The following is a 14,656-nucleotide window of genomic DNA, read 5'->3' on the forward strand; positions in this document are numbered from 1 at the left end:
ATGAAAATCAATTATAAAAGATTATTCATTTACCTGATTATTTTAATAGCATCTGTTGTCTGGGCATCATATATGGGTGGAACGCTGCCATATATGTGTCTTTTCACTATGCTTTTTTATCTGCCGTTATCTGTTATTTATATACTAGTCAGTAATTATTTTTTCCAGACCTATCAGGAGCTTCCGTCAAGAAGAGTAATGAAAAATGAGGAGCAGCCCTACGAGCTTGTAATCGAGGATGCAGGATTTTTCAGGATAAATGATGCAAGGCTGATAACAGAAGAAAATCTTGCAACCTCACTCCTTGATAGTGACAGGCTCATAAATCTTACTCCGGGAAAACGTGTGGTTATTAAGGGGAAGGTTAAATGCAGATATGCCGGTATCTATAATGTCGGCCTTGTAAATGTATGTTTTTATGATCCCTTTTATATATACGGTGCTGTTTTTCAGATACCATCACCGTACAGAGTAACGGTTATGCCAATGATAACCGAAGTGGCCAATCGTGTGCTTGATTTTGAGAATCTAAAAAACAGCAGCAGAATCAGAAGTCTCGTATTAAAAGAACCTGTTCCGGGAAATGAGTTCAGACCCTATAAGCCCGGAGACCCGCTAAAGAGTATTCACTGGAAAGCCAGTGCTTCTGCCGGGGAACTGATAAGCAGGATACCGGATACTCTTGAACTTAGAAGTGTTGTTATGGTGCTTGTTGCGGAGAACAGTATTTCGCAAAACAGTGATACGGATTTCATAAAAAGAAGGGATTATTTCCTGGAATTTGCAGTATCTGCAGCCTATTATTTTGCACAAAAGGGAGAGAGTATAAGGATTCTTTATCCCAGAGGTGAACTCAAGGACGTACAGGTTGCTTCACTGGATGGATTTTCAGAATTCTATGAGGACATATCCAAGGGCCCCTTTTATAACAGGGAGAAGGATATGGAAAAGCTAGAAGCACAAAGTGGGAGTATAGCTGAAAATGAGCAGGACAGTATCGTTATCACAGTCAGAGAACATGAATATGGAACAGAGCATTTTCTGGAAATCAGAAACAGCGATTGAGCGAATTCTGCTTGTGAGCATCATCACGCTTATTTTAAAACCTGGATTTTGGCCGGTTTTTATTGCATTTTATGTACTTTTCGAGGGCATTTTGCTGGTAGGGCGATTTATCAGCAGCAGTGGGCTTATTATAGGTGCACAGGTGGTAATAACAGGTGTGCTGTTAATGTTTTTTCATGATATTCCGGTTCTTTGGGCAGAGGAATCGGAGAACCTTTTGGAGAGCTGTGTTTCGTCCTTTGGAATAATTGCTCTTGGGGCCTTTTTGGTTTATCTGGTACTTCATTTTATTTCGAAGGTGCCTGCATTTGTGGCATTTATTGTTTTGGTGGTGGATGTCATTACTGTTATCAGATTTATGTATGGATATTTGGATCTTAAGATTGTAATATCCTTTGCACTTATGCTTACCCTGATTGAAGGATGCAGGATCATCTGTCTGATTTCAGTAAGAAACAAGAAAAACACAGAGATACCGGGATTTAGTCTGAGCGAAATCGAGGATATCAGAGGAGATGAAGACTCCCCTGAGCCTCAACTGCATAAAGATGAAAACGGTAAAGGTAATAGTAGTCCGGAGATTTACAGATACAGATGGCTTGCTTTTTTTATTCTGCTTGAAGCATTGTTGTTTTTTATTCCAACAAGTGATAAGCCTATCGATTGGAGTGTTTTATATAGAATCGGGTATCAGATAAGAGATGGATTTGAAACTCTGGCTGAGAATACCGGCTACTATTTTTCAGGGATAGGCGATGGGATGTTATATCAAAGCGGGTACAGCGGACTTGGCAATGCTCCCGGAAGCCTGGCATCCAACAGCAGAGATGAAATATATGTTACGACAAAGGGCACTACTGACAGTCTTTATCTTACAGGAAAAATAATGTCAGGTGATGATAAAGACATTGTGGAGGATCTTGAAGGAAGGCGCCTTTTGAACTTTTTATATGCATTATATTCCCATGACATAGAAAGAGAAGAGGCTAAATGTTTTGGAAGAATTGAAAAAGCAACGATTGAGCTTGCCTACCTCAGAACGAAGGATATAATCAGACCGGAAAACTGTCTCAGAATCGAGTATGGAAACAAGGATGAAAAGAATGATTCAGGGACGGAATTCAAGCGGATGCACAAAAAGGGTGATAGCTATAATGTGATTTATATGAATATCGATTATGGCAGTCAGTATCTGGAAAAAATCATGAGGAGTCCAAAAGAGGTTCCGTGGCCAACCTATGCAGAGATGGAGGAATATTGCGGACGGCTTTATGATTACCAGCTTAGCCGGAGTGTAAGTGAGAGGGATTATAATAAGTGGATTCAGGAGAATAATGATCTTAATAAATATCTGGATGCAGGAGATATTGCAACTTCCAGAATGAAGGACTTATCTGAAGATATAACAGAGAATGCAGCGAGCAGCTATGATGCCTGCAGGGCTATTGAATCATACTTAAGGCAGTATAAATATTCAACTAAATTGCAGGGCCCGGAAGAGGGCGGAGTTAATAACGATAATTATGTAGACTCATTTTTGTTTGAAACAGGAAAAGGATACTGTGTTCATTTTGCAAATTCCATGGTGGCACTTCTGAGATTATCAGGAATTCCCGCAAGATGTGTTGAAGGGTACTGTTATGCCTTTCCTGACACAGATTATGATAAATTTTCCATCACCGGAGACAGGGCGCACGTCTGGGTGGAAGCTTATATTGAAGGAATCGGCTGGGTACCTTTTGAACCCACAGCAGTCAGAAGGACATCCATAGATACGGGATGGAATATAGTATTACCGGAAGAGGAAGAGATAACTCTTACGGAGGAAGTATCAGAAAAAGACAGCGAAATGTATATTCCCAAAATGCCTGAAAATCTGGAGGAAAACTCAGATCTTGAAGGCGATGAAAAAGCAGGTCAGAAGGAAAGACATGTTATTGATGTACTTGTTTTGCTGAAGACTCTGGGAACTATTCTGATAGGGCTTCTTTTATACGGAATAGTCATGATATTGGCAATAATCCTTGTGAGGGCACTAAGATACCAAGCCGCACCCTTGCCCGGAAAGCTTGAAAAAAACATGAAAGATATTCTGTTTTTCATGAACAGAGAGTTTGCAGAGCAGGGGAAGGAAATAAGGATGCTGGAGGACTACCTTCCTCTTATTCCGGAAGGAGAAAACGTACCGGGGGAGAGATTGGAGATAACAGATTTAAAGGCACTTTCAAGGCATACCTTTTCCGTATACTACAGGCAGCGTTTCGCAGGGCAGGCTGCAAACGGTGTAGAAGTACGGGATGCGGAATATTTGCGCAAGTACCTGCTTACACGTTATTTAAAACATTTTATGACTTCTTTCGGACGAAAGTGGAAATAGACTACAGGAATTCTATGACAAAGTCTGCTTAACATTTTGCCCGATAATTTCATCTATGTTGTTGATTGTGGCAAAGCAGTTGAAGTCTGCGAGTATGTCGCGGATCTGTTTTAGCTCATATTGACTTATTACAACGTAAAGAGCCTTGTTCTGCCCCGCGATATAGCCTTCTGTATTCCACTCGGTGCAGGTTCTGCCAAGCTCCTTGTAGATACGGTCCTTAATTGCGTTTATATCATCATGGGTAAAAATGATGCAGGCTCTTTGCGCGTCGAAGCCTTCTTCAACGCGGGTCATTACAACGGAAACCAGCACATAAGTCAGGATGGAATAAAGACCATTATTCCAGCCATATAAGAATCCGATTATCATGTACAAAACTATATTGAACATCAGTACCTGACGTCCGACAGGCAGATGTATCCTGGGACTGAGGATAGAAGCGACTATCTCGGTTCCGTCAAGGCATCCGCCATAGCGCAGAATTATACCGACACCCACGCCCAGAATAAGTCCACCAAAAGTTACGGCAAGTAGATGCTCATTTGTAACAGCAGGAGTGGTCTCAAAGAAAGCAACGGCTATTGCGAATATAGTCATGGCATATATTGATCTGAATACGAAATGGGGTCCCTTTTTCTTCCATCCAAATAATAAAAACGGGATGTTGAGAACCCAGGTTAAAATACTTAGTTTGAAACCGGTAAAGTTGGCAATAATCATTGAAACACCGACTATTCCGCCATCGAAAATTCTGTTTGGTGCAAGAAAGTCTTCAATGGAAAATGCTGCAATAGTGGCACCTATTCCAATCATTGTGTAGCTGAAAATATCTTCTTTCAGGGTGTTGTTATCTCTGAATCCTGCCAATTTAAATCCTCCTGTTTTTTATAGTTATATTCTGTTTGCGCTTAGAAATATATATAAATCCATTATAAAACCACACATATAACTGAAAAATAAAAAGAATCTTAATTTTGATCAGTCTCAGCTCTAAAGTCCCTTGTACTGTACCGACAGGTATATGGAAAATCCTGCAAGACCGGCTGTTTCGGCCAGATGATAAATCACGGATGTCCAGACAATTCCTATGGCTTTTCCCATAAAAAGAACTGTCTGCATCTGAAAAAGACCAAAGGCAAGTATGAAAATTACAACTATTGTAATAGACATGAGTTTAAGGTAATTATCCTTTAGAAATATTCCCGTAGTGACGACACCAAGGACAAGGGAAGTCAGAATCTCCAGATACTTAAATCCGTGGGTCATATTATAAAGAAGAACAAGTATTTCCTGTGAATCCTGAGGATTTATTGATAGTGCACCTGTGAGAATGCTTATAAAACGTCTATACATAATTGACGTGAAAAGATAGAGCATCTCTGAACCAATGAAAATAACGCTCCAAAGCTGAAGGAGCTTACTTATTGATGATGCTGTGAGGGATGGAAGATTGTTCTTGAAGTATTCAAGCTGTAAAATGCGCATAGCTTCTCTGTCTTCCTTTGGGATAACTCTGATATCATGATTCATCTGATTCCATGCGTGATAAAAAATAATGGCAATGGAAAAGATTTTTACAATAGAGCCGATAAACTGGACTGACCAGTAGGCGTTATTTAGCATATCCGGACTCAGGTTTTGAGATTTGCGCATGAAAAATCTGAACAGAGCTATGAACAAAGTCACAAGAATCTTTATTACTGCAACCATCAGAATTGATTTTGAGAGATAATGACGTGTTTTGTTCAGATACATTTTTTATTCCCCCATAAATAATGATAGCGTAGAAAAGTATTTAAAATCAACTAAAATGTTCCTGCGTGATTATTGAAATATAAAAAATAAAATCCATTTTTATTTTTTTTTGATATAATGTAGTGAATTTATTTTTCGGAGGTTTATATTTTGGGACAAGATAATAGAAGTTCATTTTCAGGCAAGATAGGATATGTTCTTGCTGCTGCCGGAGCATCAGTAGGACTTGGTAATATATGGAGATTCCCATATCTTTGTGCAAAGTATGGTGGAGGAATTTTCCTTGTTGTATATATCCTTCTGGCGCTTACTTTTGGATACACAATGATCATAGCAGAGACAGCTATAGGACGTTTTACCAGAAAAAGTCCCGTTGGTGCGTTTTCCAAATTGGGTAACGATTCATTGGGTATGAAGATTGGTGGATGGATAAATGCTGTTATTCCCATCCTTATTGTTCCCTATTATTCGGTTATTGGAGGATGGGTATGTAAGTATTTATACGCATATCTGACCAGTCCTGTGAAAGATATAGCAGACGCTTCTTTCTTTACCGGATTTATCTCAGATGGCACCGCATCTGAATTTTGGTTTATAGTTTTCATGTTGATGGTGCTGGTTGTTATTTTTATGGGGGTGGAGAATGGTATTGAAAAAGTTTCAAGAATTATGATGCCCATTCTGGTTGTGCTGGCAATAATCATAAGCGTTTATTCCGTGACACGCCCAGGTGCACTTGCAGGTGTGAAGTATATGCTGGTTCCGGATTTTCAACATTTTTCCTGGATGACAGTGGTTTCTGCCATGGGACAAATGTTCTACTCTTTATCTATTGCTATGGGTATTCTTATAACTTTCGGTTCTTATATAAAGAAGGAAGTAAGCATCGAAGCCGCTACAAGACAGGTTGAGTTTTTTGATACAGCGATAGCTATACTTGCAAGTCTTATGATCATTCCTGCAGTATTTGCTTTTTCCGGTGGAGATCCTGAGACACTGCATGCAGGACCTTCTCTCATGTTTATAACTATGCCTCAGATTTTTGCCAGCATGGGATTTGGCAGAATCGTGGGAATTCTATTCTTTGCACTTGTCCTTTTTGCTGCATTGACCAGTGCGATAGCTCTTACAGAGAGTGCAGTTTCTACATTCGCTGATGAATTTAAATGGAATAGAAGGAAGGGTACGGTGATAATGGCTGTAATAATGGTCATTTTGGGAAGCCTTTCATCTCTTGGAAACGGACCTTTGGAAAATGTAAAAATCATAGGTATGCAGTTCCTTGATTTCTTTGACTTTTTGACAAATTCAGTGATGATGCCGATAGCAGCTTTTGCAACATGCATCTTAGTTGTTTTCTACATGACTATCGATAAGGTTGAGGAAGAGGTAGTATATGGGAATCATCTTTTCAAAAGAAAAAAAGTATTTTCCTTTATGATTAAGTATCTGTGTCCTATATTTGTTGTTATAATCTTAATCAGCTCGATTGCATCAGTTCTTGGATTTATAACCTTCTGATGAATATGATGATAGGTTAAAAAAGTCATGATGCGACTATGCGTAACTAAACTACATCATGAATATTAATATGGCTACAAATTTTTCTTTTAATAAGATAATGTGCGTGCTATAATCATTAGGGCTTCAAGGGCGATAACCCCTGGAGCCTTTTTTATGTAATCATATAGGAGGAGAAGATATGGGAGAAAAAGGTAAAGTTATTTATGACGCATCTGTACTTGGCTGGCGCAAGATGGCTATTTTAGGTCTGCAGCACATGTTTGCTATGTTTGGTGCTACGATTCTGGTGCCGATACTTGTTAACAGCTATTTTCACGGAGAGGGACTTTCGGTTCAGGTAACCTTATTCTTTGCAGGTGTAGGTACGATTTTGTTCCACCTGTTTGCAAAACTTAAGGTGCCGGCTTTTCTGGGTTCTTCCTTTGCGTTTCTTGGAGGTTTTGCAACGGTTGCAGAGCTTAAGACAGGAATCTTTGCGGACATGACCTATGGGGAAAAGCTTCCCTATGCTTGTGGAGGAATTGTAGTGGCAGGCCTTTTGTACCTGGTTCTTTCATTGTTTATTAAGCTTGTAGGGGTGAGGAAGGTAATGCATTTCCTTCCGCCTGTGGTAACAGGTCCTATAATAATCTGTATAGGTTTATCCCTCGCACCGTCAGCTGTCAGCAATGCAGCTGTTAATCCGATTCTTGCGATCATAGCTCTTTCAATTGTTATTATCTTTAACATATGGGGTAAGGGAATGTGGAAGATCATTCCTATACTGATGGGTGTTGTTATCTCATATGTGGTAGCAGTTGTAATGCATCTTGCAGGAATGACAAATGTGGATGGAAGCGCAATTTTGGATTTTGCACCTATAGCTTCAGCAAGCTGGGTAGGTGTTCAGCCCTTCGTCATTGCCAAGTTTGATCTGACAGCAATACTTGTTATGGCGCCGATCGCTATGGCTACCATGATGGAACATGTTGGTGATATTTCAGCTATATCAGCTACTACAGGCAACAATTTCCTTGAGGATCCGGGACTTCACAGAACACTTTGGGGTGACGGTCTTGCCACAGCTCTTGCAGGAATGTTTGGCGGCCCTGCGAATACAACCTATGGTGAAAATACAGGAGTCCTTGAACTGTCCAAGGTTTATGATCCAAAGGTTGTAAGACTTGCAGCAGTTTATGCCATTATCATAAGCTTTATTCCCAAGATCACAGATGTGATAGGCACAATGCCAACAGCCATCATCGGAGGTATCAGCTTCGTGCTTTATGGAATGATCTCTGCTATCGGTGTAAGAAACGTGGTAGAGAATAAGGTTGACTTTACAAAGTCAAGAAATCTTATTGTGGCGGCAGTTATTCTGGTAACAGGACTTGGTTTTTCAGACGGATTTACATTTACAATCGGATCAACCGCAGTAACTCTCACATCATTAGCACTTGCTGCAATATTCGGAATTGTTCTTAATGCAATTCTTCCCGGAAATGATTATAGCTTTGGTGAGAACTATAAGGGAGACATCAATCGCGGAGTAAGCTTCAACAACAACGTCGAGGCAGAGGCAGATAACGTGTAAAACGGAATATTAAACTTTTCTAAACAGTATATAGGAGACACCGTGTGTGCTATCATTAGCATATACGGTGTTTTTTTGCAGGCAAAATTCTTATTATATAGGAGGGGCATATGCTTAAAGATTTTATTGTAACTGAGATACCTGAGGAAGAAGATTTGAAAGCAAAGCTGAAGGAAGAGCGCGGCAAGCTTTTTGCATCTCAGATGAAGATAAAAGAAGCCGGTCTTCCTGTAATGGTTATGTTTGAAGGGTGGAATGCTGCAGGTAAAGGTGCTGTGATCGGCAAGGTTATCAGGAATATTGACCCTCGATTTTTTAAAGTCGCTACTCTTGATCAGGAACCCAGTGAGGAAGAGAAAAGATATCCTTTCCTGTACAGATATATAAAAGAAATTCCTGAGGCGGGTAAATTCAGGTTTTTTGATACCTGCTGGATGGAAGAGATAATCGATGGTGTTTTGCAGGGCACCATAGATGAGGAGACCTATGTAAGCAGAGTAAGATCTGTAAATGTCATCGAGAGGCAATTGTGTGATAACGGATATCTTGTAATAAAGTTCTTTATGAATATTTCCAGGAAAGAACAAAAGAAGCGTCTGGATAGTCTTCTTAAGAATAAAAATACAAGCTGGCGCGTCACTGATGCTGATATAAAGCAGAACAGGCACTATGATGATATCCTGGAAGTATATGACAGATATTTAGGTGACACCAATCAGTCAAGAACACCCTGGTATATAATCGATGCTACAGACAGAAAATATGCTGAGCTTCAGGTTTTGCAATTCCTTAATCAGGGAATAGATGTAGCATTGAAAAATCACTCGCTTAATGTTCCTATATTACAGAATACATTCCCTATGGAGAAGGTACAAAAGCTTGCGGATATTCAGCTCAATGATAAATTCCTGACAGATGAGGAGTACAAGATAGAACTTAAGACTCTTCAAAAGGAACTTAAGGAACTTGGTAAAAAAGCATACAGAAAGAGAGTTCCTGTAATTATCGCTTATGAGGGATGGGATGCAGCTGGTAAGGGCGGAAATATCAAAAGGATAACAGCTGCCCTGGATCCAAGGGATTATGTGGTTGAACCGATTGCAGCCCCTGAGCCTCATGAAAAAGCAAGGCATTATCTGTGGAGATTTTGGACAAGACTTCCTAAAACCGGACATATCACAATATTTGACAGAACCTGGTATGGCAGGGTTATGGTTGAGCCTCTGGAAGGATTCTGCACAGAAAATGAATGGCAGAGAGCTTATAACGAGATAAATGAATTCGAGAAGGAACTGTATGACTGGGGCGCAGTTATAGTAAAGTTCTGGGTTCAGATTGATAAGGACACCCAGCTTGCGAGATTTACTGAAAGACAAAACACGCCGGAGAAGCAGTGGAAGATTACGGATGAAGACTGGCGAAACCGCGAAAAGTGGGATCAGTATGAGGCTGCAGTCAATGAGATGATTGCAAAGACCAGTACCACCTTTGCTCCATGGCATATTCTGGAATCTGTAGATAAGAAATATGCAAGAATCAAAGCTTTGAAGATAGTTATTGAGGAAATGAAGAAAGCACTAAAATGATCTGATTTGAAGTACCCCCGAATCATTTTGATCTCGGGGGTAATTTTATATCAAAATAGTATCAATATTTATAGAAAGAAAATCGACTAATTACTTAATACTCTCCTTTGGGCTGCCCGCTCTCTGAATTCTTTTGGAGTCAGATCCGTCTTCTTTTTGAATATGCAGTTAAAGTAGCTCTGTGAACTGAAGTTGAGAAGAGTACTTATTTCCAGGTAGGATAGTTCTGTATTGGCTAAGAGGTGTTTGGCTTCGTTGACACGAAGATCCTGCATAAAATCAGTAATTGATGAGCCTGTTTCTTTATTAAACAGGGCAGAGAGATACTTGGCAGATATGTGAAGCTCCTTGGCGAGCTCATCCAGACAGACTTTGTCGGGGAGTCTTTCGATGATTCGCTGGATGCATTTGTTAGTCATAGGAGAATATGCTTCATTTGTGTATTTGTTCATATCATGAGAGTTGCGCGCAAATTCAATAGCGCATTTCTCTACGATTTTCGAAATGCTTTCAAAGCTTTTAGCGTTTAATAACTGTGCGGAATACTTATTATATCTTGTGTAGCATGATGCACTGTCATTGCCGCTGTCATGAGAAGCTATTCTTGCCAGTGTCAGAAGCTCGGCAGCTTTTATTCTGCAGCTTCCAACTGATGCCTTATTTGGAAATATGACAGAAATGGCATGCTCATCTTTAAATAAAGAATATAGCTGATAAGTATTACCGTTTGTTATATAGATCTGGAACAAATCTTCCAGTCTGCAGATTTCATCAATAATTGAAGCATCAAAAGAAGCCAGTTCAGATTCAGCAGCACTAATTTCATCAGCTACTGAAGAATATTTATTTATGACTGTGCTGAGATTATCGGATTCAAAGGATGGAGGCGTAATTTCAATGACTTGCTTAAGAAAATTGGTAATCTCAAGTTTGAAGTCAGAAATTCCCATAACAGGTAAGGCTCTTGAGAGAATTCTTTTCTGCTCAGCAAAAAGATTCCCTGTAAATCCCAGCTCAGGCCAGATACTTTCAGTTGGGCTGACAGTCAGAACAGGACCTAATATCATCGTGTAATTAACGTGTTTGCCGACAGAATAGGAAAATTCGAAATACATGACATAGGGATTATCAAGATTAAGATGATAGCCTTCTATAGAATGCGCCAGTACGAAATTTCTTGCAAGCGGTCTTATGCATTCGAAGAGGTTCAGGATGGCAGCAGTAGAGAAATTTGTGTATGCAACATCAAAATTCTGGTCAAAAAACCAGATAGGAATTTTCTTCTCCTCGTAATAGCTCTCCAGTTTCCACTTTATAAGCGAAGTGTTTGTCTGCATAAAAAACTTACCCTGTCCCCTCAAAACTATCCGCTAAGCTCCCAAATTCATAAAAATTTAGTCATAAAACGACTAAGAAAATTTTACATTAAATTAGAAGAAAATACAAATTATTCGAGCAACATTTGTAATAGTGGCAACAATTCGTTGTAAATAATCACAATAGAGTCTTGATTATATAACGTTTAAGTGTAAAAAATGAACAAAAGTGGAAATTTTTTTATGGATGTGGAATTTTTGATATAAACGAATATGAACAAAATATTAAAATTCTATTATCAAAATGTGAGTGAGAACTCAAAACAAAAATGAAAGGGAGGTAAGTTATGAAGAAAAACTTACAGAAGGTTATGTCACTTCTGTGCGTATCCGCATTATCACTTTCCATGTTAGCTGGATGTGGCGGTGGATCAAACAGTGGCACAACAACAACAGAGACTCCTGCAGCAACAGAGGAGACTTCTACAGCAACTGAGGAAGCTCCTGCAGCAGAAGAAACAACTGAAGAAGCAGCAGCAGAAGAAGAAGAAACAACTGAAGAAGCTACTGAGGAAGAAGCCGCTGAAGAGGAAACCGAAGAAGCCGCTGATGATACAGCTGCTGCAGACGGCGAGTCAACACCCAGAAACGAGACTCTGTATGAAGCAGGTCAGCAATGGGGAACAATCAATGACTGGAACCCTATGTCAGCTAACTCAAACAATGGTCTTGCACTTTCCGCAAATGATGTTGCACGTGAACTTGTATATGAGACATTGTTCATGTTCAATCCTCTTGATGGCAAGCTCTATCCTCTTCTTGGATCTGAGTACAGCTGGAATGATGACCAGACAGAACTTACTATAAAACTTAATCCCGATGCTAAGTGGAGTGATGGTTCTGCATTTACTGCAGAGGATGTTGCTTACACATATGCTACTCATGTTAAGTATCAGTCTTCACAGGGTTCTGACTTCTCTACATATATTGATTCCGTAGAGGCTACCGATGATACAACAGTAGTTGTAAAGGCTAAGGTTGCAGACGGCAAAGCTGTTAACCCTCTTAAGGTTACATCAATCCTTAATACAATGTACATGCTGCAGAAAGCATATCTGCAGACTGTAGAAGAGAGAAACGGCGAGGATGCTGATAAGGTTAAACAGGATACTATGGAAGATCTTGTACATACAGGACCTTATGCTCCTTACATTTCTAACGATCAGAAGGCTGTTCTTCAGAGAGATGATAATTATTGGGGACAGGCAGCTTCCATGTGGGGCAAACTTCCCGTTCCGAAGTACATCGCTCATACAATTTATAAGGACAACGCAGCAGGACAGGTTGCTCTTTCACAGGGCGAAGTTGATGTTTGCCAGCAGTTCATCACAGATGTTCAGAATATGTGGTTAGAGGATGATCTTCCGATTTCTACATGGCTTGATGAAGCTCCTTATGGACAGTGCGAAGCTATTCCTTCAATGTTCTTTAACGTAGAGAGACCTGGTCTTGATCAGAAGGAAGTACGTCGTGCAATCGCTATGGCAGTTGACTATGAGCAGATCATTGCATCAGCTATGTCTGGTCAGTCACCTACATTTGATGAGTATCCCAGATCAGTAGTTGGACCTACAGATGGTGAGAGAAAGTATGTTGACTTTGATGCTATCGCAGATCTTCAGTGGAAGAACGCTGATGTTGACGGTGCAAATGCACTCCTCGACGAAGCTGGCATCAAGGATACAGATGGCGATGGAATCCGTGAGTACAACGGTGAGAACCTTTCCTTCAAGGCTGAGTGCCCTACAGGATGGTCAGACTGGAATGCATCAATGGAAATCGTTGCAGCAGCAGGCGAGAAGATTGGTATTGATATCCAGACATATTTCCCTGAAGCTTCTTCATTCTATGATGATATGACAACCTGCAACTTTGATATCTGCATGTGGTCAGCACCCGGCGCTGGTGTTATGAACCCTTACTCAAAGGGAATGTTCTACTTCTCAGAAGAGTATGCAAAGCTTGCTTCTAACTGGAGTGGTAACTTTGGTCACTACATGAACGATGATGCCGAAAAGATCCTCGAAGCTATTCCTACAGAGACTGATGAAGCAAAGCTTAAAGAGTACTATACAGAGCTTTCAAGAATCCTTCTTGATGAGTGCCCTGCAGTTGCTCTTATGTATCGTCCTCAGTTGTTCTACGCTGTAAACGAGTCTGTATGGACAAACTTCCCTGCAGCTGATGATGGAAGAAATATTCCTCCGACAGACTGCACAGATGGTTATGGTATTGCAGCTCTTTACGATCTTGAACTTGTTGAGTAATGATGAATTAAATATTGATTTTAGGTAAACTGGGGCTGCCGTTAGTGGCAAAAACGCTTACGGCAGCCTTTTTATACCAAAAAATGGCGTATGAATGCAGAAGGGAGGTCTTTTAATTGAAAGGGTATAAAAAATATTATGGTAAGAAATTGTTATGGTATTTTCTTACACTTGTTTTTGCCGTAATCCTTAATTTTGTTCTCCCGCGCCTGATGCCCGGAAATCCTGTTTCCGCTATAGCATCTAAGGCAGTAAGCGGTATGACGGATTCAACGGCTATACAGAAGGTTTTAAATGACTATGCAAATAAGTTCGGTATTAACGAACCGATGTACAAACAATTCTTTATGTGGCTTGGAAATGCATTGAAAGGTGATTTTGGTGTTTCCTTCAGCCAGTATCCAAGACCTGTTTCCGATATAATAGCAAGCGCAGTATGGTGGACAATATGCCTCCAGCTTCCGGCAATTATAGTTGGATGGATCCTTGGTAACGTTCTTGGTGCGATTGCCGCTTATATCAAAGGTGCTTTTGATAAAGTAATCCTTCCTATTTTCTTATTTATTGGTAATATTCCTGCATTTGGAATGGCAACAGTTCTTCTTTATCTGTTTGCGATCAGACTTAAAATAGCTCCCTCATCAGGCGGCTATGGATATGATCTTATTCCAAATATGAGCTGGACATTTATTAAGTCGATTATCGCGCATTACCAGCTTCCTTTCTGGTCAATCGTTCTTATCACGATTGGTGGTCAGGCAATCGGTATGCGATCAATGTCAATATATGAATTAAATGCAGACTATGTTAAGTATTCAAGATTCCTTGGAATCAAGGATAAAAAGATCGTAGGATACGTGTTCAGAAATGCAATGCTTCCTCAGATAACAGGTCTTGCACTTTCAATTGGAACTATGATGGGTGGTGCTCTCGTGGCAGAGATGATTTTCTCATATCCGGGACTTGGCATGACACTTCTTTCAGCTGTAAATGGTCAGGATTATCCGCTGCTTTCAGCATGTACACTCATTATCACAATAATGGTACTTATAGCTAACCTTGCGGTAGAACTCCTATATGGTGTTATTGATCCTCGAGTTAAAGCTAACCAGATAGATTAAGGAGGGAAT

Annotated in this window: 10 protein-coding genes; 7 read left to right on the top strand and 3 right to left on the bottom strand. The window is 40.1% G+C overall.

Annotation, left to right across the window (positions count from 1 at the left end):
• Together G622_RS0105190 and G622_RS0105195 are read left to right on the top strand one after the other, a co-directional pair.
• Positions 1-1,065: a DUF58 domain-containing protein gene (locus G622_RS0105190; protein WP_026509806.1), complete on the top strand. Its 1,065-nt coding sequence runs from the start codon at positions 1-3 to the stop codon at positions 1,063-1,065.
• Complete coding sequence (locus tag G622_RS0105195; protein WP_081675190.1) at positions 983-3,442, top strand: transglutaminase-like domain-containing protein; 2,460 nt, start codon at positions 983-985, stop codon at positions 3,440-3,442. The genes G622_RS0105190 and G622_RS0105195 overlap by 83 nt, the downstream gene beginning before the upstream one ends.
• Before the next feature lie 12 nt (positions 3,443-3,454).
• Here G622_RS0105195 and G622_RS0105200 read toward each other — a convergent pair whose 3' ends face one another.
• Entirely contained in the window at positions 3,455-4,312 is an 858-nt protein-coding gene (locus G622_RS0105200; protein ID WP_026509808.1) for a YitT family protein, read from the bottom strand.
• A 123-nt stretch (positions 4,313-4,435) separates the two neighbouring features.
• The gene (locus tag G622_RS0105205; protein ID WP_026509809.1) at positions 4,436-5,200 is read right to left on the bottom strand and encodes a hypothetical protein; all 765 of its coding nucleotides are present in this window, start codon (positions 5,198-5,200) and stop codon (positions 4,436-4,438) included.
• Between the two features lie 147 nt (positions 5,201-5,347).
• Here G622_RS0105205 and G622_RS0105210 point away from each other — a divergent pair, with 147 nt between their 5' ends.
• From G622_RS0105210 to pap, 3 genes are all read left to right on the top strand, one after another.
• A complete protein-coding gene (locus G622_RS0105210) occupies positions 5,348-6,721 on the top strand; it encodes a sodium-dependent transporter (protein WP_044957177.1) in 1,374 nt (457 codons plus the stop codon).
• A 181-nt stretch (positions 6,722-6,902) separates the two neighbouring features.
• Complete coding sequence (locus G622_RS0105215) at positions 6,903-8,297, top strand: uracil-xanthine permease family protein (RefSeq protein WP_026509811.1); 1,395 nt, start codon at positions 6,903-6,905, stop codon at positions 8,295-8,297.
• Between the two features lie 110 nt (positions 8,298-8,407).
• A complete protein-coding gene (pap, locus tag G622_RS0105220; RefSeq protein ID WP_026509812.1) occupies positions 8,408-9,883 on the top strand; it encodes a polyphosphate:AMP phosphotransferase in 1,476 nt (491 codons plus the stop codon).
• Between the two features lie 86 nt (positions 9,884-9,969).
• Here pap and G622_RS24325 read toward each other — a convergent pair whose 3' ends face one another.
• Positions 9,970-11,220 carry a helix-turn-helix domain-containing protein gene (locus tag G622_RS24325; protein ID WP_026509813.1) on the bottom strand — a complete coding sequence of 417 codons (1,251 nt, stop codon included), beginning with the start codon at positions 11,218-11,220 and terminating at the stop codon, positions 9,970-9,972.
• Between the two features lie 326 nt (positions 11,221-11,546).
• Here G622_RS24325 and G622_RS0105230 point away from each other — a divergent pair, with 326 nt between their 5' ends.
• Together G622_RS0105230 and G622_RS0105235 are read left to right on the top strand one after the other, a co-directional pair.
• Positions 11,547-13,526 (top strand): ABC transporter substrate-binding protein, encoded by a 1,980-nt coding sequence (locus tag G622_RS0105230; RefSeq protein WP_026509814.1) that lies wholly within the window; start codon positions 11,547-11,549, stop codon positions 13,524-13,526.
• A 116-nt stretch (positions 13,527-13,642) separates the two neighbouring features.
• Complete coding sequence (locus G622_RS0105235) at positions 13,643-14,647, top strand: ABC transporter permease (protein ID WP_026509815.1); 1,005 nt, start codon at positions 13,643-13,645, stop codon at positions 14,645-14,647.
• Positions 14,648-14,656: the final 9 nt, after the last annotated feature.

Origin of the sequence: Butyrivibrio sp. LC3010, assembly GCF_000424385.1 — a bacterium.
In the GTDB taxonomy this organism is placed as follows: domain Bacteria; phylum Bacillota; class Clostridia; order Lachnospirales; family Lachnospiraceae; genus Butyrivibrio.